24 protein-coding genes and 1 pseudogene are annotated in these 21,805 nt (G+C 33.2%); 5 read left to right on the top strand and 20 right to left on the bottom strand.

What is annotated here, in order from left to right:
* Window positions 1-258 precede the first annotated feature (258 nt).
* Both AC2CGR_RS06720 and AC2CGR_RS06715 read right to left on the bottom strand, forming a co-directional pair.
* Window positions 259-549 (bottom strand): HesB/YadR/YfhF family protein, encoded by a 291-nt coding sequence (locus AC2CGR_RS06720; RefSeq protein WP_087968018.1) that lies wholly within the window; start codon window positions 547-549, stop codon window positions 259-261.
* A gap of 2 nt (window positions 550-551) precedes the next feature.
* Entirely contained in the window at window positions 552-1,709 is a 1,158-nt protein-coding gene (locus AC2CGR_RS06715) for an MFS transporter (RefSeq protein WP_270185237.1), read from the bottom strand.
* Window positions 1,710-1,947: 238 nt separating this feature from the next.
* Here AC2CGR_RS06715 and AC2CGR_RS06710 point away from each other — a divergent pair, with 238 nt between their 5' ends.
* Complete coding sequence (locus AC2CGR_RS06710) at window positions 1,948-2,229, top strand: hypothetical protein (protein WP_087968014.1); 282 nt, start codon at window positions 1,948-1,950, stop codon at window positions 2,227-2,229.
* A 101-nt stretch (window positions 2,230-2,330) separates the two neighbouring features.
* On the opposite strand, the gene AC2CGR_RS06705 is transcribed toward AC2CGR_RS06710, so the two are convergent.
* Window positions 2,331-4,841, bottom strand: a complete 2,511-nt coding sequence (locus AC2CGR_RS06705) for a PBP1A family penicillin-binding protein (RefSeq protein ID WP_087968012.1) — start codon at window positions 4,839-4,841, stop codon at window positions 2,331-2,333.
* Between the two features lie 465 nt (window positions 4,842-5,306).
* Between AC2CGR_RS06705 and AC2CGR_RS06700 the strand changes: the two genes are divergently transcribed.
* Entirely contained in the window at window positions 5,307-5,516 is a 210-nt protein-coding gene (locus AC2CGR_RS06700; protein ID WP_131102083.1) for a KTSC domain-containing protein, read from the top strand.
* A 68-nt stretch (window positions 5,517-5,584) separates the two neighbouring features.
* On the opposite strand, the gene AC2CGR_RS06695 is transcribed toward AC2CGR_RS06700, so the two are convergent.
* From AC2CGR_RS06695 to AC2CGR_RS06675, 5 genes are all read right to left on the bottom strand, one after another.
* Complete coding sequence (locus AC2CGR_RS06695; protein ID WP_000990223.1) at window positions 5,585-5,797, bottom strand: YqaE/Pmp3 family membrane protein; 213 nt, start codon at window positions 5,795-5,797, stop codon at window positions 5,585-5,587.
* A 201-nt stretch (window positions 5,798-5,998) separates the two neighbouring features.
* Entirely contained in the window at window positions 5,999-6,655 is a 657-nt protein-coding gene (locus tag AC2CGR_RS06690) for a DUF6944 family repetitive protein (RefSeq protein WP_087968010.1), read from the bottom strand.
* 204 nt (window positions 6,656-6,859) lie between these two features.
* Window positions 6,860-7,567 (bottom strand): SDR family oxidoreductase, encoded by a 708-nt coding sequence (locus AC2CGR_RS06685; protein WP_087968008.1) that lies wholly within the window; start codon window positions 7,565-7,567, stop codon window positions 6,860-6,862.
* A 131-nt stretch (window positions 7,568-7,698) separates the two neighbouring features.
* Complete coding sequence (locus AC2CGR_RS06680) at window positions 7,699-7,899, bottom strand: hypothetical protein (RefSeq protein WP_087968007.1); 201 nt, start codon at window positions 7,897-7,899, stop codon at window positions 7,699-7,701.
* A 42-nt stretch (window positions 7,900-7,941) separates the two neighbouring features.
* Complete coding sequence (locus tag AC2CGR_RS06675; RefSeq protein WP_001066868.1) at window positions 7,942-8,277, bottom strand: hypothetical protein; 336 nt, start codon at window positions 8,275-8,277, stop codon at window positions 7,942-7,944.
* 209 nt (window positions 8,278-8,486) lie between these two features.
* On the opposite strand from AC2CGR_RS06675, the gene gerPF reads away from it, so the two are divergent.
* Window positions 8,487-8,702 (top strand): spore germination protein GerPF, encoded by a 216-nt coding sequence (gene gerPF / locus AC2CGR_RS06670; RefSeq protein WP_001141565.1) that lies wholly within the window; start codon window positions 8,487-8,489, stop codon window positions 8,700-8,702.
* A 217-nt stretch (window positions 8,703-8,919) separates the two neighbouring features.
* Here the strand turns inward: gerPF and AC2CGR_RS06665 are convergent, their stop codons facing one another.
* The 5 genes from AC2CGR_RS06665 to AC2CGR_RS06645 all read right to left on the bottom strand — a co-directional run bounded on the left by AC2CGR_RS06665 (window position 8,920) and on the right by AC2CGR_RS06645 (window position 12,994).
* Window positions 8,920-9,297: a YolD-like family protein gene (locus AC2CGR_RS06665; RefSeq protein ID WP_002021310.1), complete on the bottom strand. Its 378-nt coding sequence runs from the start codon at window positions 9,295-9,297 to the stop codon at window positions 8,920-8,922.
* A gap of 393 nt (window positions 9,298-9,690) precedes the next feature.
* A complete protein-coding gene (locus AC2CGR_RS06660) occupies window positions 9,691-10,098 on the bottom strand; it encodes a KH domain-containing protein (RefSeq protein ID WP_087968005.1) in 408 nt (135 codons plus the stop codon).
* A 271-nt stretch (window positions 10,099-10,369) separates the two neighbouring features.
* Window positions 10,370-10,588, bottom strand: coding sequence for a hypothetical protein (locus tag AC2CGR_RS06655; RefSeq protein WP_087968003.1), 219 nt, complete (start codon window positions 10,586-10,588; stop codon window positions 10,370-10,372).
* A gap of 504 nt (window positions 10,589-11,092) precedes the next feature.
* A complete protein-coding gene (locus AC2CGR_RS06650) occupies window positions 11,093-11,944 on the bottom strand; it encodes a peptidylprolyl isomerase PrsA (RefSeq protein ID WP_087968001.1) in 852 nt (283 codons plus the stop codon).
* Window positions 11,945-12,397: 453 nt separating this feature from the next.
* Window positions 12,398-12,994 (bottom strand): hypothetical protein, encoded by a 597-nt coding sequence (locus AC2CGR_RS06645; RefSeq protein ID WP_484480672.1) that lies wholly within the window; start codon window positions 12,992-12,994, stop codon window positions 12,398-12,400.
* 284 nt (window positions 12,995-13,278) lie between these two features.
* Here AC2CGR_RS06645 and AC2CGR_RS06640 point away from each other — a divergent pair, with 284 nt between their 5' ends.
* Window positions 13,279-13,473 carry a hypothetical protein gene (locus tag AC2CGR_RS06640; RefSeq protein ID WP_484480671.1) on the top strand — a complete coding sequence of 65 codons (195 nt, stop codon included), beginning with the start codon at window positions 13,279-13,281 and terminating at the stop codon, window positions 13,471-13,473.
* A gap of 927 nt (window positions 13,474-14,400) precedes the next feature.
* On the opposite strand, the pseudogene AC2CGR_RS06635 reads toward AC2CGR_RS06640, so the two are convergent.
* The 6 genes and pseudogenes from AC2CGR_RS06635 to AC2CGR_RS06610 all read right to left on the bottom strand — a co-directional run.
* Window positions 14,401-14,973: pseudogene (locus AC2CGR_RS06635) on the bottom strand (complement C1q domain-containing protein); the annotation flags it as partial.
* Between the two features lie 141 nt (window positions 14,974-15,114).
* Window positions 15,115-15,651 carry a C1q-like domain-containing protein gene (locus AC2CGR_RS06630; protein ID WP_087967995.1) on the bottom strand — a complete coding sequence of 179 codons (537 nt, stop codon included), beginning with the start codon at window positions 15,649-15,651 and terminating at the stop codon, window positions 15,115-15,117.
* A gap of 243 nt (window positions 15,652-15,894) precedes the next feature.
* The gene (locus AC2CGR_RS06625; protein ID WP_000417668.1) at window positions 15,895-16,206 is read right to left on the bottom strand and encodes a hypothetical protein; all 312 of its coding nucleotides are present in this window, start codon (window positions 16,204-16,206) and stop codon (window positions 15,895-15,897) included.
* Window positions 16,188-17,210, bottom strand: coding sequence for an anti-sigma factor (locus AC2CGR_RS06620; protein WP_131102074.1), 1,023 nt, complete (start codon window positions 17,208-17,210; stop codon window positions 16,188-16,190). The genes AC2CGR_RS06625 and AC2CGR_RS06620 overlap by 19 nt, the downstream gene beginning before the upstream one ends.
* Complete coding sequence (locus AC2CGR_RS06615) at window positions 17,200-17,700, bottom strand: sigma-70 family RNA polymerase sigma factor (protein WP_029438168.1); 501 nt, start codon at window positions 17,698-17,700, stop codon at window positions 17,200-17,202. Before AC2CGR_RS06615 ends, AC2CGR_RS06620 begins: the two co-directional genes overlap by 11 nt.
* Window positions 17,701-18,298: 598 nt before the next feature.
* A complete protein-coding gene (locus AC2CGR_RS06610; RefSeq protein WP_270185238.1) occupies window positions 18,299-18,538 on the bottom strand; it encodes a DUF3947 family protein in 240 nt (79 codons plus the stop codon).
* 469 nt (window positions 18,539-19,007) lie between these two features.
* Between AC2CGR_RS06610 and AC2CGR_RS06605 the strand changes: the two genes are divergently transcribed.
* Window positions 19,008-20,999 carry a collagen-like repeat preface domain-containing protein gene (locus AC2CGR_RS06605; protein WP_270185239.1) on the top strand — a complete coding sequence of 664 codons (1,992 nt, stop codon included), beginning with the start codon at window positions 19,008-19,010 and terminating at the stop codon, window positions 20,997-20,999.
* 248 nt (window positions 21,000-21,247) lie between these two features.
* Here the strand turns inward: AC2CGR_RS06605 and AC2CGR_RS06600 are convergent, their stop codons facing one another.
* Window positions 21,248-21,601, bottom strand: coding sequence for a hypothetical protein (locus AC2CGR_RS06600; protein ID WP_240687595.1), 354 nt, complete (start codon window positions 21,599-21,601; stop codon window positions 21,248-21,250).
* Window positions 21,602-21,805: the final 204 nt, after the last annotated feature.

Below are 21,805 nucleotides of genomic sequence, written 5' to 3'. Positions count from 1 at the left end.
TTTCTTACTGTAACAATACAATTTTTTGAAAATAATTCTTATGTTTTATAAAGAAAGAATAGACTTCTTTGTATATTTTCAAAAACAAAATATAAAGATTTTCCATATAACACCGCCAAATATACAATTATTCTAATTTTATTTACGAAATAGAAAAAACGAGCTGTACATAAATACAGCTCGTTACTATATGATATTTATTTCACTATCTCTTAAATATAATTTTTATATAAAACTTATTCATTTTTAATAAAGTTATTATTTTACATAATTAAATTGAATTTCTTCCTTTTTCTCATGGTAACCTACAACTAAATCATAGTTTTGAAAGTACCAAAGATCATCAACATCCACAAAAAATAAAATACCTTCCTTCTCAACTGATACGATTTCCCCATCTGGTTTCTCTGCAACAATCCCTAAAGAATAGCCAGGCTGGATGGAGCTATCTCCCCCGTATCTTACATTAAACCGTATAGATTCACCATGCTTTATACGTAATTCTTCTTTAAACCATTGTAGAGCTTTATGATCAATTGAAATTTTCATCTTTATTCCTCCAGTTTACGCAAATTCTTTTTACCTAATTGCTGTTTTACAAAAAAGACAAAAATAATGAGAGCAATCAATCCTGAAATGGCACTGCCAGCAAATAAAATACGGTAACCAAACATTTGCGAAACAACTCCAAGTAAAATCGCACCAAGTCCAATCCCTAAATCAAATGCGGTAAAGAACGAAGCGTTAGCAACTCCTCGTTTACTCGGGTCAACAATTGTAAGCATCGCTGCTTGCAATGCTGGCTGTGCTGAACCGAATCCAACACCATATAATGTAGCTGCGATAACTACACCTGTTAAATCATTTGAAATCGTTAATACAACTATTGCAATAATAGTAATACATAGTGCCGGAAGTATGATAAATACTTCTCCATACTTATCTAATAGTTTTCCTGAAATTGGCCTTACGATCGTTAAAGCAATTGCATATACAAGAAAGAATGTCCCAGGATTCACATCAATTGACGATGCAAATAGCGGTAAAAACGTCGTAATGCCTCCATATGCAAATGATAAAAAGAATACAACTATCGTAATGGATAGAACGGATTTTTCAAACAGTTGCATTTTCCCTTTTCCTTTTTGTGGTATGAATGTCATTTTCGTCATTAACGATAATAAGACTGCCATAAAGGATAAAAGAGTTGCTAATAAGAAAAGGCCGTGAAATGAATAATTTTGTACAACTGATAATCCAATCATTGGGCCAATTGCCATTGCAATCGTCATAGCCATCCCATACCAACCCATACCTTCACCACGGCGTGAATCTGGAATCATGTCAGTTATCGCTGTTCCAACAGCTGTTGTAGAAACAGCCCATGTTACTCCGTGAATAACACGTAAAACAGCTAAAAGGACAATTGTCGTCGCTAAATTATAAGAGTACATCGTTAACCCAAAAAAGATGAGCCCGAAAATAATAAAGGATCTTCTACCATATTGATCCAACATCCCTCCAATAATCGGTCGTATTACAACTGCTGCTATTGTAAACATTCCCATCATAAGTCCGACTTGTGATTCATTACCACCTATCTCTTTAATAAAGAGCGGGAGCGTTGGAACTAGTAAATAAAATCCTGTAAATAAAAATAACATTGCGAAAGTCATTTGAATAAATGATTTCGTCCATAATCGTTCCATTCATATTCCTCCATAAACACGTAAGTTATTGCAATTAACACCTCCATTTTACAGTTTCTTCGTTCCTTTTCCTTCCGTAAATAGACGTATCTTTTTATAATAAATGGTCCAAAACCAATTTAAATTGGTCTTACAACTTTATACGTATGTTTTAGCCTAAAGTCCCATTTATTTGTACCTTTATATGTGTGAAAAGAATATACTACTTTATTATCGCAACTTAGGAGTGAATATTATTATGTGGGTATCATCAAGAGTAACTGCCGTAGTTCCTTCGACCCCCGAAATACACGTTCCCGCTGTTCATACAGCTAGTTCCGATGTCGGTATTGAACTTCCCGCAACTGGGCAACACTATCAAATTCCCGGTCAAATTACTCCCTCATTTTGGCATCATGGCGCACATCCAAGTAGTACCCCCTTTCAAAGCCACGCTTATCCTCCGTTACCTCAATCTCAAATTTTTTATCATTTTCCTTCAATTTATTTTCAAAACTTCTATGGTACTTTTAATATTTAAAATACATTGTCTCATAGCTACTGCATTTAAAAGAAAAAAGCACTTAAGATTGTAATATTTACAAATCTTAAGTACTTTTTAATATTTTTTATAAACTTTTCTTATTGTCCATTATTAGCAGGGGCCTCTCCTGCATTACCGCCAGTCTCTGGTTGTGTGGTCGCTGGTGGAGTTGTATTTCCTTGGCCTCCTCCATTATTTGCTGGAGGTGTCGTATTCCCTTGGCCTCCTCCGTTATTTGCTGGAGGTGTCGTATTTCCTTGGCCTCCTCCGTTATTTGCTGGAGGTGTCGTATTTCCTTGGCCTCCCCCGTTATTTGCTGGAGGTGTCGTATTTCCTTGACCTCCTCCGTTATTTGCTGGAGGTGTCGTTCCTTGACCGTTACCATTATTTTGTTCATTTTGTTTCTTTTCTTCTTCTTGTTTCTTTTGCTCTTCTAGTTTCTTTTGTTCTTCTTGCTTCTTAAGTTCCTCTTGTTGCTTTTGTTCTTCTTGTTTTTTCAGTTCTTCTTGTTTCTTTTCTTCTTCTTGCTTTTTCTCGTCTTCAGTTTTTTGTTGCTGGTCTTGTTTTGGTTTTTCTGTCGTGTCCGGTACGCTCGTATTTGGAGAAGAATCACGTTTTTCACCTTTTATACGTAGCTCACTACCTTCTTGAATAACAGTACTTGGCATTTTAAAGCGTGATTTATCAGTAGCCATTTCACTCATCATTTCTTTAAAGATCAACTGTGCAATTTTTGTATTTTTACTACTAATATACTCGTCTTTCCCATCTTTCATATACCCAGTCCATACTGCCATCGTATACTGCGGTGTATAACCTGCAAACCAACTATCACGAGTTGCACTTTCTGGAATGTTAAATTTCGCTAATTGTTTTGAATCATAGTTTGTTGTACCCGTCTTACCAGCTACGTCTAAAGAACTAATATTTGCTGCTGTACCAGTACCTGATGTTACTACTGAGCGAAGCATATCAGTAATCATATATGCTGTAGAATCAGCTATAACTTGTTTTGGTTTTTGCTCAAAACTTTGTGATTTGCCGTCTGGATAAACTATTTTCTTAACAAAATGTGGTTTTGCATACTTTCCACCATTACCAAATGTCGCATAAGCACCCGCCATTTCAGTTGGTGATACTTCGTTTGTACCAATCGCTGTAGATTCTTTCGGTGTTGAATCAAATGTAATACCTAATTTCTCAGAGAATTCTTTTGATTTATTAAGTCCTACTTCTTTTGCAGTTTTAACTGCTGGAACGTTACGTGACATTTTTAACGCTTCACGCATCGTAATTGGGCCTAAATGAGTTCTGTCCGCATTTCGAAGTTCTTGTCCAGTTGAATATTTAAATGGAGAATCATCAATTTGATGATACGTAGCCCATTTTAAGTATTCAATTGCAGGACCGTAATCAAAGATTGGCTTCATAGTTGAACCAGCTGCACGATCTAATTCAATTGCCATATTATGCCCTTTAAATACTGCTTTATTTTCACCGCGACCACTACCTATAGCACGAACCTCACCTGTTTTCGTATCCATAAATGTGAAAGCACCTTGGAATTTATCATTTGGATAATTAATAATATTTGTATTTAAAATATTGTCAGCTAATTCCTGTGCTTTTGGATCCAAAGTTGTATGAATTTCTAAACCATCAGAGCCAATATTAGCATCGGGCAATTCTTTTTCTACTTCTTTCACAACTGCATCCATAAATGCAGGGTATGGCATTGCTTGAAGTTGAGTTGCAGGCTTGAGTCCCTTTTCTACGTCAACTTTTGATGCTTCTTCCATTTCCTGTTTTGTTATATATCCATGTCGATTCATTAAGTTTAGAACAACATTTCTTCTTTCTGTAGCCCTTTGAACATTTTCTTTTTTCGTTGGATCATAGTTATTTGGTGCTTTCGGTAACCCTGCAAGCATCGCAACTTCTGGTAATGTTAAATCTTTCAATTCTTTACCATAGTAGTTTTGTGCTGCTGTTGCGATTCCATATGAACGGTTTCCTAAGTTAATTTTATTTAAATACATTTCTAAAATTTCATGTTTTGAATATTGTTGTTCTAGCTTATACGCTAAATATATTTCCTGAACTTTACGTTTTGATGTTTTTTCCATCGATAAGAAGTAGTTTTTAATAACTTGCTGTGTGATCGTACTTCCACCTTGTGAACCGTAATCTCCTTTAAGACTCACCAAAACAGCACGGGCAGTACCTTTAAAGTCTACTCCGCTATGCTCGTAAAAACGTGCATCTTCTGTTGCTAAAAATGCATTTTCTACTAATTTAGGAATTTGATCATACGTAACATTCGTCCGTTTTTCTTTCCCGTATTCATATACCAAATCGCCATTTTTATCATAAATTTTTGAGGATAACGGATTAACAAGTTTTGCTTTCTCAAGTTTTGGTGCGTCCTTAATCATTACAAAAAAGGTAGCAACCCCCGCCACTAAACCAACAATACCAAGTAATAAACAAGTAATTAAAAACTTGCGAAAGAATGATGTTTTACCTTTTGGTTTTTGTGTTTTAGAAGCTGGTTGTTTTTTCTTTTTAACTTGTCGTCGCTCCTCTCGAGAACGATAATTTTCTGACATGTTACTTTCTCCTGCCTTTCAATTCTCCCGTTGATTTACTTAAAAATATTGAGGTCACTTTCTAAAATGAATTTAATTAAGAAATTATATTGACCTGGAGCATTCAATATTTTCCTAATTCACAGATTATAAATTTTAGAATGCTTCTTATACAAAGTATTTTCACTTCTATTTTTCTAATAATGCTGCCCCTTTAAGCATAGAATGTAAAAAGTGAATTTTTAATACCTCGTATAAATAATATACCTTTTTTTCAAATGGTCAATATTTTCTTATTTATAAATCAAAGGTGAAATAAAAATAGCACAACGATATGTACTTCGTGTGAACTTCTTTATAATTACGTATAACGAACATTTAATATATTGCATATAAGTATAATACCTCTTTAATTATAAAGCTTTCAACACCACAACCTCAACATCTATAAGAAATTATTAAAAATGAAAAGTGAGGAGTTGCGTAATGATGGAGCTATCTCCCGTGATTTCAAAAACTATAGTTGCTGTTGGCTATAATCCTTTTTCTATGATTTTACGCATTCAATTAAAGAATGGAATGTATGATTTCTTTAACGTCCCTAAAAACATTTACACCGGTTTATTAAACGCACACTCTAAAACGAATTATCACAATACTTATATTAAAAATTCTTACCGCTACACTAAAATTTAAACTTAACCAGAATGAAAAAAGAAAGGAGGTAGTCCCCCCCTTTCTTTTTAAAACCTTTCACAACTCAGCTATCTTCTGTTCTTCTTATTTATTTCATCATATGCTTGAATTTGTTTTTTTAAACGCCGATCTGCTTTTTTATCATGTACAACTAATATCGCATGAATAACACCTGGAACCCAAAATATTAATGTTAATATGAAATTAATTATTGCTTGAAATGGTTTTCCGCAAAATAATACGGCTACAGGCGGTAAAAGAATTGCCAACAAATACATCATCTCTTGAAAACTCCTTGTTTTGTATTTTTCTCTTTCCATATGCTATAAACACTAATTACTTTTGCATTTCCGATATTTTTATTAACCACTAATCACTGTTCTACTATTATATATTCTATTTCAATGCAAAAAAACCTACCACTTCAACTTTTCTACTTATGTAAAATTGAAATTTTACATACCATCTTTACATGAACAATTTCACATTATTTTTTCTAACCTTTCTTCCTTCTCTATTATAGTTAATCCAATTGCCGAAATAGCAGTTCCTATCGCTTGTATCCAAACACCAATAAGTGCTATTATTCTCTCATCTTTCTTATCAACCTTACTGTCTTCATTTTCTATACTATTCTGCATTACATTAACAATACCTTGATACGCTTGAAGTCCAGCGCCTAAACTTTGCAGAGAATTTCCTATTACTATAATTTTCTGCAACATTTTCATCTGAAGCAAAGCCGCTTCTACTCCTAAAAAAGCTCCAATCGATTGTAAGCTATTCCCTACAATTATAAGATAATCATTCTCTTTCAATTGTTCATTTATATTAAAATATGTCCCTATTACATTTGATATATTCCCTAACGCTAATAACTCAATGCCCTTTTTATCGAGCATTTCACTTTTTTTCTCCAAACACATATTTTGATTTTCTTTTTCACCTTTATCTTCGGTTTCATTACTCGCTATCATTTGCAATATATACCCGAGGGCTTGTAATGAGCTTCCTACAATTACAATCTCCGATTCAACTTTCTCTTCACCTATAAATCCTCTTGTCGTCCCAATTGCCGCTGTAAGATTCCCTCCTACTTGAAGCCATGCTCCTGTCACTTTTAAATCGTTTGGATTCATTCTGATCACCTATTTAGAAGTTTTCTAGTGCTTTCGAAATACATAAATGGCATCCTTTAACTCATATTTATTTTCTATATGTAATTTTGTGCATTCTATAATGTGTTAAAAATACAAAAAAGCACCTTACAGGTACTTTTTTAACAAAGTGTGTATCAATAAAAATATACTAATTAAAAGATACTTATACAATTCAAAATATAATTACATACATTCTGGGCACGTCAATGAAGCTCCATTTTGATCTATTGTTATATTCAATATATATTGAATCGCATGATGTGACCACATTTCAGGTGTTGGTGATTCATTTACATACTGTGGTGCACATGAATACAGCATCGGGGTGCTAATACTTCCGCCCGGATCTAATGCAACAATAGCCATACCATAGGGCAATTCCAGTGCCATTGATTTCGTAATGCCTTCAATTGCAAACTTTGAGGCACAATATGGCGCAAGCTCAGCTTCACCTTCTCTTCCCCAGCTAGAACTCATATTAATAATCATCCCTTCTTTCCTAGCCACCATAGCTGGGACAAATTCTCTTATTACATTTACTACACCGTTTACATTTATATTCATTACATTTTCGAATTCTTGAACGGTTACTCTCCACAGTGGCGCATTTTTATTTACAATCGATGCATTATTTATTAACAAATCAGGTGCTCCATGTCTATTAAGTATATCATTTGCCCAACTACTTACTTGCTGAGAATTTGAAACATCAATGATTTGAAAATCATGTGTATTACCGTAATATTTTTTTAATTCTTCAATTTTATCTTTTGAACGTCCACAGCCATATATATTCCATCCTAATTCATGAAATCGATCAACCATTGCACGCCCTAATCCTTGTGTCACTCCTGTAATAATGACAATTTTCCCAATGCCCTTTCGCTCCAAGTACCTCTCCTCCTTTACAACATTTTACACTTTTCCTTTTCATTCAACTATTTACTAAAGTATCAACTCATTTCATACTTTAGAAGGAGTTTATGTATATAAAAAAGAGTAACCATAACAGTTACTCTTACCTATATATCAAAAAAATCATTATTTATTTCGTTATTGCTTTTAAATTTCAACTTCTCTTTCCCGCACTTCTCACACCTATACACATAAGCTACACCTAGCTTACCACTTTTGAAATCTTCATTATCCTGCATCTTAATAAAACTATATTTATGTTTACAGCGAGATTCGTCTAAAAAATTTTCAAACCATTTTTTCAACATAGAACAGTTCACCTCTATGAAAAAAATCTTTATCTTGTCTTATTACATAATTTTATTTAAATACTCAATCTCATGTTGCAACTTTTTAAATTGTTCAAAATGCATAGTGATAGATTGACTGTTTGCATACTCCGCACTATGCTTCACCAATAAAACACCCGTGTCATGAAAAATCGCTTCAAGCTCTTTTCTGATGGATACTTTCATTATATGTGCCGTTTTAATAGCCGATAAAATTGCAATTTCATTAAACTTTAATTTTATTTCATTTGGACAAAATGCTTCTTCCACCAATATAACTTCATTGCTATAAATAAGTGCAACAAGATTACTTGATTTTGCATCTGTTAAATCTACTTTTTTTATAACATTATTCATTACATTTTGCCTCCTTTATTTTCGCATATACTGATTATACAATTATTATTTTTAATTACTTAACCTTACATTCAGTTTAACACACTTTTATTATGGGATTAAACTACACTTCAAACGTTTTACTATTTCGCAATTTTTATTACATGAACCATTTGGACTATAAGGCCATATAGTATTGTTAACAAATGATTGTAAAGTGGGTGAAAACTATGCCCTCAGTTGTAGGGAATTTAGTTGTACAAAATAGTAACGGTTCATTTAACTTAGGCGATTTCTACAACGTTTCTCCGAAAGAAAATACGAAGGCTTATAATGGATCTGGCGCTTCAAACGTTGGTTTTGTTGTTAATACTTTTAATGGTGTGAGTGCGACTAATACGTTTGATTCTGACCTTGCGGATCAAAACCAAGTCGGTACAGCCTAACTCTATTTTTTCATCGTTCTGTTTAAGAATTTTAAATTTGTCCATACTATAATCAGGCTGTTACACAGCTATTGTTGATTTTTGGAGTACCCTATCTTTTTCTCCCTTTCCCTGGGGCTTAGCAGCTAGTATGAAGCTAGCTGCTTTTTCGTTTCATTTTTTCTTTTCCACATCTAACATAACGTAAAGTAAGCTAAAAGTTAAATTTCAGCTTACTTTACGTTATTTCAATAATATCAGTAGTATTAAATACGTAAGTTTTATAAAACGCGTCAGTACATATTACAATGCACTTTAGCGGATTTATATGTACCACTGTCATATAGCTTGTAAGTATGTACCCATCTTCAAAATATGTCACCAATATTTCTTTCTCAGACAATAATGACGTTAATAATTTATCAGAAATTCCCTCTTTTGCTTCTTTTGTTAAGAGTGGTTTTTGTACTTTAAATTTCTCCCCAATAACCTTTCGCATACTTAATAACTGTTCCGACATTACTGTAAATGGAACCCATTCTCTTTTTTCTTTTTGCATCTTTACATCATTCATTTCTCTATCTCCTTGATCATTTATCCATTCTATTTCAAACATATTACACTTCGATTATTCTTTAATAATTGCTCGGCTCATATTTCCCCCGCATGAACAAGTAGGAAATCTCCCACCCCAAAATTCAAGACATACATGGAAAGCAAGTCGAAAATCAATTCCCTGTAAACACCCGATTGGTGAAAACTAATAATCAGTGGATGATGAACACCCGCTAATTACAGTTTCACTTTATTTCTAAATCTTATACTATCTACACCTACAAGAACGTTCGTTCTAATTATACACGAACTTACGTTCTTTTGAGAAGACATTTATTTTTTCTTCATCAAATGATCTTTTCACTTCTCATTTAATAGGAAGTGAAAAGATCAACTAAAAAAGCGACTTCACTTAAAGAGAAGTCGCTTTTTCTAATAACCTATATTTTTATATTTATTTTTCTATCCTTACAAGTGTTCTTTCTGGAATACGAATCTCATCTATATTAAAATGATTTATTTTTAATTCCAATTCTCCCACTCTTTCTTTATCTTCATCACCAACCCAACAACTGAATAATTCAAAATAGTCCCCATCATTTAAATATCCTTCCATAATCGCGCATAAAGCTAATAGCTTTTTTTTAGCTTCTTTCTTCTCCCTTTCAGTTTGCCACTCATCAAGTTCAATACCCCACATTGTTGAAATTTCATACGTGTAACTTGTTTGAAATTGAAACTCTTGTACAATTTCAAGCATACTTTCATCTGAAAAACATGGTCCAAAAACAATTACATCATTAGAATCTGGATCCGTTAATGGAATTTCTACATTGCACCCTATATAACTTGCTAAACTCATTTTTACTCCTCCAATATTCTATAAAACATCTTATACGAACATTTATCTACTCGAATATAAAATCCCTGCCTACACGAAAAAGTTTTAATTTTTCAAGTTTATTAACCAACTATAAATGAAAGCATATATTATAAAGAACGAACTCACAAAATTTAGAGGATTTATAACGGACTACAATTCGTTCCTTATAAATTTCTACGAAAAGAGAGCAGTGTAAACACTCTCTTTTCGTACATACTTTATAACACTAATAAATAATGGATCCTTATTATTAAATATATTTCGGTTGTACTGTTATATGTAATTCCCTCTCTGTTACTGCTTTTTTTGGGTGACGAAAATACTCTAATTCGTATTTTAGTATTTCATACTCAACCATCCCGATCTTAATCCCTTTCGTTTCTTTTAAAATAGCTAATAAGTTATTTATATCTTCATCATACGATTCGAAAATTTTCCCTCCGTCTTCTCTTTGAAAAATTACTTTCACATTTTCTCCCCCTACATCATTTATTTATCTATTCAATAATTCATTTAAAAGTATTCATTCTTCCCCTTAAAATTCCATATGAAAAAGAACATCCATCATAATAGAATGCTCTGCTTTTCACTTCATTTAGCGTCAATATATTTCAATATTATTGTATGTTTCATTCTATAAATTATGTTTATCCACTTCAATAATGTAAAACTTAAATCCATTTAAGCTTTTTTCATTCCTGACTAATAATTAGCCTACGAAAATCTTACTGCCTACAAATAATGGGCTAAAATTAATTAATTCGTTTTATATTTAATAAAATGAAACAAACAAAACATTATAATATCAACATTCTATGAAGTAATGATTATTCCACTTTAAAACAATTACATAAATTCCCATTGTAATTCTTAATATTTATATGTAATATTGTATTGTCTTACTATCTATTTATAACTCACACACTAACTAGAAAAGGGAACCTTTAAAGGTTCCCTTTTCTAATTACAGTCATTATTTCTTTTCTAGAAATTCAAATGTATTTTTAAACTCTTTATCATTCACCTTAATATCAGCATCTTTCAATAATTCATTGACTACTTGTTGTTTCCATTTACCTGTCGTGTCTTGTAGTCTTTGCTGTTCTATATCTTTACGAATTGAATCTTTTACTTCATCAAATGGCTTCAATTCTTTTTTATCTGTCACTTTAATAATATGGTAACCGTAAGTTGTTTTTACTGGTTCACTTACTTGTCCTGCATCTAATTTATATGCAGCTTCCTCAAATTCTTTTACCGTTTGCCCTGGAGCAAAACCAGTTATTTCCCCGCCCTGTTCTTTTGAACCAGTATCCTCTGAGTATTGCTTCGCTAAAGCCGCAAAATCTTCTCCGTTATTTACTTTCTCTTTCACTTCTTTAGCAGTCTTTTCATCTTTTACTAAAATGTGACTTACCTTCATTTCTGGTTTATAGTTATCTTTTACATCTTTTTCTGTAACAGTCGCTTTAATCGCTTTCTCAAATGCAATTTCTGGCTTCATTTTTTCTTTTAATTCATCTTCATTTTTCAATCCAAGTTGTTCTAAAGTCGCTTTAAAGTTCTCACCCATTTTATCTTTTGCTTCTTCTACTTTCTTTTTTGCTTCCTCGTCTGAAACTTTATATTTATCTTGCAATGCCTTACTTAACACCATTTGGTATAAAGTACTTTCCCCATATTTTTGTCTTAATTCTTTACTTAACTCTTTCTCTGTAACATTTCCTACTTTTGATGTTACTACGTTGTCTGAGGAGCCACATGCGGATAATGCCAGTACTACGCATGAAATAATTGTTCCTAAAAATAGCTTTTTCTTTTTCAATTCAAAATACCTCACTTTTATTATTATACAAGAATAACTATACAATATACTTGTGTAAATAATGTGTTTTCTACATGTAATTCATTTCATGTGAAAAAACTATGTATCAGTAGCTAACATTAGTTAATCTATCTATCTTTTGCGCTAATATTAGAATCATTTTCTCTATTACTACTAATCTTCGTTTTTTGTAATTAATCTTCTTTATACTATGAAACATATGTATGAAAGCTAATTCACTGTATTTTTTGTGATTATTCTATATTAATGAAAACAATTTATCTCTCATTTCTTTTATATTTCAATTCAAAAATACTATCTTCACACGCTATATAAGATTCAGTAACAATTTTATCAGTGGAAGCCTCGTTTATCACCCCCAATAACTCGACAAAGTAACGTTAATGCATATGAAAAAAACATTTTCTATTAATGAAAATGTCTTCTCACAATTTAATAAAACAGTTTTGGTGTTAAATCTGTATTTTGTAATTGTGTACTTTCACTGCTCGGAACACAGCTTGTGGAGAATAATATTGGGATACCACAAACGTCATCGTTCATTACATCATGAAATACATTTGCAGCAACACCAATAAATGTTTGACATAAATTTGAAATATCATCGTTAAAAAATTGAATTACTTGCGCAACAAAAACCGGAAAGACAACATTTGGACCACCAGGGAGTTGAGGCTGTACAACAACTTGTTCAAAATAAGGGTTATTTTCTAGCGCCACTTGAAATAAATGAGCAATTTCAAATGCATCTAGTGGACATGGCAGTGGATTTACAATATTATTTTCATTATTAGTTACAATAACTGTTACACTTACATTCCCAAATTCCACAAAAGATTTTAGAAGCGTTGCTAACGCTCTCGCCTTTTCATCACTTAACGCGTGCACTAAAATAATATAATTCCCGCCAACTGGTATAAGCGGGCCAACTGTAACAGTTGGATCAGCGCCTATTGAATTTTTCAATTCATTAAAATATGTGATCCACGGTGGTGAAAGCTGGGGTTGAGCTTGTACATTTTCTTGCACTCTTTTATTACCTCCTAATACAATTCTTACTATTATAATATGTAGCAAGAAAAAAACGTATTAGATAAATTACTTATTTTTACTTTTACTTTTACTTTTACTTATTATATTGATTAAACATTTTATAGAACATCCTCAGTTTTTACTGTATTTTCCACATTTTCACCATGCCATAAAACTCTATATCATTATCAACTCAACTAAAATTTCATATTATATTAGTACGTCTTTATAATATGAACGAAAAACGCAGTATACAATACTGCATCATAGGAGCTGATTTCATGGAGAAAAAACCTATTGTTTTCAAAGTTCCACCAAATTCAAAATTAAAAGTTACATTTTTCGGTCCTTGTAACGAGATAATTACAAATGTTTCTATAATTAATCAACTTTCCACACCTAAATGTCAAACTATTACCCAATATCCAAACTATACGAAATATGAAGCTGAAGTACGATCATTATCCATTTGTTAATCCGTTCTATACACAATCCTTACAATTTGGTTAACTACACAACTTTATTCATAGACAAAAATTACTCATTTCATGATATTCCATTGATAATTCATTGATTTTTTACACTTTTTTATTAACTGAGCATATATTATCGTATGGAGATTATCCACTCATAAAACCTATCTTTCTTTAGAGCGTACCTTTTATGTATGCTCTTTTTTTATTTATCCCTTATTCTGTACATATAAACCTGATTACTTTTATATTTCACGTGGGGTAAATCAACCTGCCCTTTATAAACAATCTAGTCAAGGTGTCCCCCAAAATACTTTTTTATTAAATATACATTCACTACTCTGTTAAATTATTGAATCCATTCAAGCACCATTCATCTAATATATTTTCCTTCTAAATTGACCAAAGATGTATTAAAATTCTTTATATACTCAAGGAGGTCAAATATGTTCAAGTTGCATCCCATACTACTAATCTTAGGATTTATTTTATTTTTATATAGTGTACTTGCCTTCATGTTATTCCTTTCCATACAATAGTAATACCTGCACAAACCGATGTTAAATATGTAATTTCTATATAGTAATGAAAAAGCCTGTAATTATACGGACATAAATTAAGATGTCTTTTTATACCGTTAGGCAACTAGCAAATGTAATGTCAAAGAACTTTTACAACCTTGTTACTTACTCTTTTTATTACCTGTAGAAGATCTCATACTTAAAATAAGATAGCCCTTTCGACATCAAAACTGTAAAAAATAATTTTAAAACTTTACCTTTCATCATTACACCTTTAGCATGTGAAATTCTCATGAAACAAACTATATTTAACCGATTTACTTATATATTAAAAAAAAACAATAACAATCCCCCACCATTCGGTACAGGGGATTAACTAAACCTACTGAAAAGTATTTTATTCTCTTCGTTATTTAACTGGAGAAGGAAATCTTGCAGCTTCAAAATGAACCGTATTCACGCCATTAACATTTTGAACAATTACTCCGGCGACACTACTCTCAGCAAAAACTTCAACTGAATCCCCTGCTTCTAATTGAAGAATAGAAGTTACTGAAACATCATTGTTAAAAAATACTCCAGTCCCAAAGAAATCATTATCTATTGCTATCGCTGGATTTCCATTCACACGAATTTCAACTCTAGCTCTGTAATTCACATTAAAATCATTTGGAGAGAATGTTATATTCCCTAATATACTATATACCCCTTTAGCCTTCGGAATAAAAAGAGATGTTGCTGGGTTATATTCATTCGCTAAATCAAACTGTTCATCTTGGAACAATACTTTAACAGAAGTATTTTCCGGGACAGGTTGATTCATTGTATTAACAGCTCTAAAGGCAGATGCCCTTACAAGTTTTTCCTTCTTATCCTCACAACAATTTTCTTTTACATACTTTTTATCACATTTACTATTTTCTCTAAAGCAATTATGACTTTTCTTTTTGTAATCTTTGCAATACTTACAGTAATAATAAGACGTAGTAAATCCCCCTTAAATTTATTATTACATACTATGCAATATAGATTAGAATAGTTTGGGACAAACTGATACTATTTTCAATAGAAAAACCCCCACCATTTCGGTGGGGATTATCCTTTATCTGCTGTATACTCAACTTTATTTAATTGGTGAAGGGAATCTAGCAGCTTCAAAATGTGAGCCGTCTTCCGAAGGACTTAAAACTCCGTCTATGCTACTTTGTGCATAAACCTCAACTTGATCTCCTGCATGCAATTGAATAATCGTCGAAACACTTACTACATTTCCAAAACTGATTGGACCAAAAAAGTCATTATCTATAGCTATTGCTGCGTTTCCATTCACACGAATTTCTACACGAGCTCTATAATTTAAGCTAGGATCGTTGGGAAAAAAACCAATCGTTCCAATAACAGAGTATACTCCTTTAGTCTTCGGAATAAAAATAGACGTTGCTGGATTATACTCATTTGCTAAATCAAATTGTTCATTTTGGAACAATACTTTTACAAAAGTATTAGCAGGAACAGGTTGATTCACCGTATTTCTAGCTCTAAATGCTGATGCCCTAACCAAACTGTCCTTGTTGTCATTACACTTACTATCGTTCTTACAACAGTTATGCTGTTTCTTTTTATATTCTTTACAATACTTACAGTAGTAATAGCAAGACATACTCGTTCCCCTTTCATGCTTATTACTCCAGATTATGTAAAAAAGATTCGCAATGTTTGGACGAACTATTGTTTTCCCCCTATACTTGTCGCCTATTTATATACACGTAAGCGGAAGACATTTCAATAACACCACAACCTAGTAGTATAGTGATCTCTATTCAAATTTGATAAACCCTTTCCTTTCTATTTTACTTTTTATGCATAAAAAAGAACGAATCTACATTCGTCCTTTCACACATTTTTATGGTCCAAAGCTTATCATCCAACCTAACATAAATCCAAATATAGAAAACAGTAGCATAAAAAGATATAAACTACATGCCCATAATGCATATTTCCGACTTTTTCTTTTTGTGATCATTCCTATGACTGAGCATACCAATCCAATACCAACTATTTGCAGAAAACCTTTACCTATAAATGTTTCTTGTATAAGCAATATAATGTTCAAATACAATAACGCCAGAAAGGCAATAATTAATGAAATAGTCCCCATCCACGTTTCCTGTTTATAAATATGATTCTTTCTTTTTTTTAAGAATGCCAATTCCATAATCTCGCTTCACCTACTTTCAATTTTCTAACTTTTTCGTGGCTCATTAACTTTTCAACTTCTGCTTTAGGTCCTGTTACAACTGCCCCATATGTTTTTACCCCATTTTTTTCAAGGAAAGAAATACGCTTTGGCAACTCTAATACTTTCGCTCTAGATAGCTTCACTGCTAAATTTTCATGCTTCTGTAATGACTTTAACACATCAATAAATTGTTCCTCATGAGGTGAATCACTCACAAATGCACCACTTGGCCTTGAAATCATATCTGCCGGAAAGCCAATCGGGGCAATATACATACCCTCGTCATTCGTTTGCTTCTCCTCTAACCCTGTATTAACGGCATACCAGACGATATCAATAGTAGGAAACATATTCGTTACCTCTTGTACACTTAACAATTCTCTAAAAGATACAAATGCTTCTACAACAGATTCTTGTGGAAGACCCTTTAATACCTGTGCTTCTTCGCTACTATTATAGGACGCATTATAATTATTAGGATGAGACAATACCTCGTTATCTATATAAGGGACTTCCGGAATTTTTTCATCTGTTGTATATTCACGGCTTACTTTCGTTGCTCTACTAAATACATAATCTGTTTTCTCTTCTCCTATTCGAATATCTTTCTTCCCTACCCTTTTATACAAATCAAAATGCAATTGTAAACTAAGCGGTAACAATGTTTGCTCCATGTCCCTATCTTTCAAAAATACATTTGGTTCTGTTACACTTAATGTTTGATTTACTACATTCCGTATCTCCATTGCGTTTGTAGGTGCCAATGTATAATATAAAAGTGTAGATATATATAAAATAGGTTGAATAAGTAATAAAAAAGTAAATACAATTAAAACATTCGTAATACGCGCTCTTTTTTTTCCTATTTTCATCACTTGCTCCTGTTTTCCATTAGAAAGGGCATCCGGCCTTTGATGAAGAGCTTCTTGTAACAATTCTGTATAATCATCTTGTTCAGAATGAGGTTTATCATTTATCATTTTGACTCTTTTCCTCCTTTAACAATTCTTTTAATCTCTTTCTCCCGCGAAATATGTGACTTTTATACGTGTTTAACTTTAAATCTAATACAGAAGCACCCTCTTCGTACGTTAATTGATGTACGTCACATAATAAAATAGCTTGCGCCTCTACCACTGGTAAAGTATGAATAATCTGAATTAATTTTTCATAACTATTTTTTGCGACTACATACTCTTCTGTAGATTCACCTGCTTGAATTGTTTCTAATTCCTCCGTTCCTACAAAAGTTACTTTTTTCTCTTTCCTAACAAAATCAATAAAGGTATGATATGCCACTTTAAAAAGCCATGATTTGACCTTTTGGTTTTCATAGTCTTCTAGATAAAGAAACGCCCGATAAAAAGTCTCTTGCATCAAGTCCTCCGCTACATGATGGCTACGAGAAAGGGAAAATAAATACCGGTACACATCGTTTATATAAACTTTATATATTTCTTCAATCTCCATCCCCCTCCTCCTTTCATATATAACACGAATAAACAAATTAAAAAGTTGCATTATTTTTCCTTTTTATTCATAAAAAATATTTATACATTTCAATAACTATTTACAATTATAAACAAAACATAAGATGTTATGGCTGTAAATATACTTCAAAATGGCGAAAAACGGTTCGGATGTTCTCCTGCTCTTGTAAATTGGTAGTCATAGGACAATCTTTCTGTACGATATAACCACACGTTGCTATCTCTCATCCTGGTTCGCGTTAGTAAATGTTTATGTATCTTTTCATATAGTGCCATTATCCATCATTTGTCATGATAAGATAATTCTTATTCTTTCTTTAATCGATATGTTCTTATCAACAAAAACACTTGTAGAGTATGTACGGAGATTATCTCAGCGGCTATTTACAAATTGTAGTTGGAACTATTTGACGCTTACCTATACACTCCCCCCCTCAATTGTTTCCGCTATTTGCGGACACCTTAAAATTCGGCATATGCAATAAAGGTAGGTGGGAGCTGGGTTGCCCGTATATTTCCGATTGGTGATGGCTAATAATCAGTTTGGGGTACCTGCTCCTACTCATAAAATTTTCAGCTTATAGATTGAATACAGTTCCATATGGAATCGTAAGAAAAGAACTTCCATACGGTGTGATTTGATGCACTGGATAAAAATACTCCATGGATGAATAATACGGCTGGATACCTTGTTGCTGCATTTGCATTTGTAACGCTTGTTGAACAGCTTGAACTGTACTTTGTGCCCCGCTAAATGTTATAGATGTACCGTACGCAGGTCGCATACTTGCTTGAGTGGCAAAATATGAATAATACATTATTTTCAACTCACTTCCATATAAGCTATTACAAACCATAGTATGATTCTTTTTTTAGGAAGTGCTGAAAACTAGTACATTAGCTTTTAGTAAGTATTTCATTTAATTATTTCATTTAATTATTTCTTTTAATATTTTCAATTTCATATTTCACTTACTCGTTTCAATTATTAAACGTAATTGAATTTTTAAAGGAGAATATATAAAAAAATGAAATGAATGACCTTACATAAAATTCTATATGGAACTGCATTAAACCCTAATTTAATTAAACTTATTATTATCATCAAATCTACCCTTTACAATAATACTAATCTCATAAGAACACCTCCATTTTGTTTACATATACTTTAAAAAAACATTTCTGAATCTTTCACATATAACTTATACTCATAAACACATTACATTTAGAAACAAATATTGATTATCAAATGTACTTACTATTTAAATTTTTTAAAAGGAGGTAATTATGATAAATAATCAAAACTCAAGCGATCCGTGCAAAAAGTTCCAATTTCCCTGTTTTATTTCTATATCCTCTTGCGATCAAAGTAATTGTTGTACACCTGTTTTTTTCTCATTTTCTCAACAACAAGAATTATTGTCCCTAATTAACCAATTAAACCAAGCTATCCTTTCTTTCTTTACTACGCCAAATCCGACAACTATACAAATACTCCAATCTGCATTACAGGCATTAAATGATTTAATCATTACAGTGCAACCAAATACTCCAAATAGAAATTTAGTTATACGAACTATAAATCAATTAATCAATTCCTTACCTACGGCATCTCTTACTCAAATCTCTGCGTTATTCCAATTTCTATTCCAAAATTTATCTTCGCTCATTAGTTGTTCCAATATATCGGACCCATTGTTGCAACAAACATTCAACTTAATTTTGCAAGGAATACTGAATAGTTCTCTATTAAATATTATCGGAATCCCCGGTCCTACTGGAGCTACTGGACCTAGAGGATTTCCTGGACCTAAAGGAGCTACTGGACCTCAAGGTGTGCAAGGCATGCAAGGGCCAGAAGGACCAGAAGGGCCGACTGGTCCTCAAGGTGTCCAAGGGATTCAAGGACCGGAAGGACTTGCAGGAGCTACTGGACCTCAAGGCGTGGAAGGACTCCAAGGGCCAGAAGGACCAGAAGGACCGACTGGTCCTCAAGGTGTCCAAGGGATTCAAGGACCGCCTGGACCACCAGGACCCACTGGTTCTGGGACTGGAATGGGAGTTCCTGGACCACCAGGGCCTACGGGACCTCAGGGTGTGCAAGGCATTCAAGGGCCAGAGGGACCCGAAGGGCCTACGGGACCTCAAGGTGTCCAAGGGATTCAAGGACTGGAAGGACTCGAAGGACCTACGGGACCTCAAGGTATCCAAGGGATTCAAGGACCGCCTGGACTACCAGGACCTACGGGCCCCCAAGGTGTGCAAGGAATGCAGGGGCCGGAAGGACCACCAGGACCTACGGGAGATTGTGAGTGTCCAACGGGGCCTACGGGACCGACTGGGCCAACCGGACCCACTGGACCAGCATGTAATTTCCTTGTTTATGTTACAAATGCAGGAGCCATAGACGACCCCACAAATGATACAGTATCTGTAATTAACACCGGAACAAATACAGTTGTTGCTACAATCACTGTAAATAATGCACCTCTTGAAGTAACAGTTTCACCAAATGGGACTCGCGCTTATGTTACTAATATTTTTTCTAATACCGTTTCTGTTATTAATACTGCCACCAATACAGTTGTCGCTACCATCCCTGTTGGCTCTAATCCAATCGGTGTAGCTGTTTCTCCAAATAACACAACTGTTTATGTTGGAAATCACGGTAACAATACGGTCTCTGTTATTAACGCTGCTACTAACACAGTTGTTGCTACCATTCCTGTTGGCAATGCTCCGCAAGGAATCACTGTTTCTCCAAATGGAGCCTTTGCATATGTTGCAAACGAATTAAGCAACAATATTTCTGTTATTAATACTGCTACTAATACAGTTAGCGCTACCATTCCTGTTGGCATTCGTCCTAGGATAATCGTCTTTACATTAGATGGCACTCGTGCCTATGTCACAAATCAAAATAGCAATACTGTTTCTGTTATTGACACCGCTACTAATTCCGTTATTAATACAATTAACGTAGGTACTGAACCGGTTGGTATAGCTATTACACCGAATGGTGCTCGTATTTATGTTGTAAATAAAGTTAGTGATAATGTATCGGTAATAGACGTAGCAACAAATGCAGTAATCGATACAATTCCTGTTGCTTTATCACCGGATCAAGTAACCATCATACCAGATGGCACTCGTGCCTATGTTACAAACCAAGGTAGCAATACTGTTTCTGTTATCAATACTGCTACAAATACAGTTATAGATACGGTCCCAGTTGGGGTTGCTCCAACTGGTATAGCAACCGGAACTATTTGTGAATAATAAAAAAAACAGAGGGACAAAAAATATGTCTCTCTGTTTTTTTTATCTTTTTTACTCCTTAAAAACTTCATATTCATATCAGACCCTCTTATATTAAATGAAGTAGTCGATTATCTGTACGAGCTTGAAACACAGTCACAAATTATCCATATCACGCTCTACTCTTATTTTCCTAACCCTCTACTCATCATCTTCTAATGTTCCTTTGCAAAATAAAAAAGCAGCTGTTATGCTACTTTACATTTATTTTATCCCCAAGAGAAATGATAAATATATTCTCCCGTTACACTTTGATTAATTCCAGTAATTCTAGCAAACCTCATTAAGTCTGCCCCTTGAAGAAAATACATCGCAAGCATTACTGGTACTTGCGACCACATAAATTGAAAAAACTCCTCGACTCTCTGGTTTGTTGAAACAATTAAATCATTTACAGGCCCTTGATTCCATACAGAAGTACTAACTGAACGAAACGGAAGATCTTTCCCATTAACCACTATTCGTGCCATACTTTGAGTTATGTCCACAACAATTCCCTCCATCATTACAAAAATCGGACCTGTGCATTTACTCCTTTTGTTATAAATATTCTTACCCTTTATAAATGTCTAAGGCAAACCTCTATTTTTGTGTCTATTCAAACAAATTTATTTCATACAATAAACAGGTAAATAAAATTTCAGTATTACTCTCTCACAACTTCCGTATCATTTAAATCATTTTCACCTTTATTCAGCTTTACAACTCGATATGCAAAATTTCATATCTCATTATCTCAATATTAATTTATTTACTACGAATTGATA

Source organism: Bacillus sp. LSHTCR4 (assembly GCF_057197025.1).
Note: the sequence above shows the minus strand (reverse complement) of the source record. Positions and strands in the feature narration are given on the sequence as shown.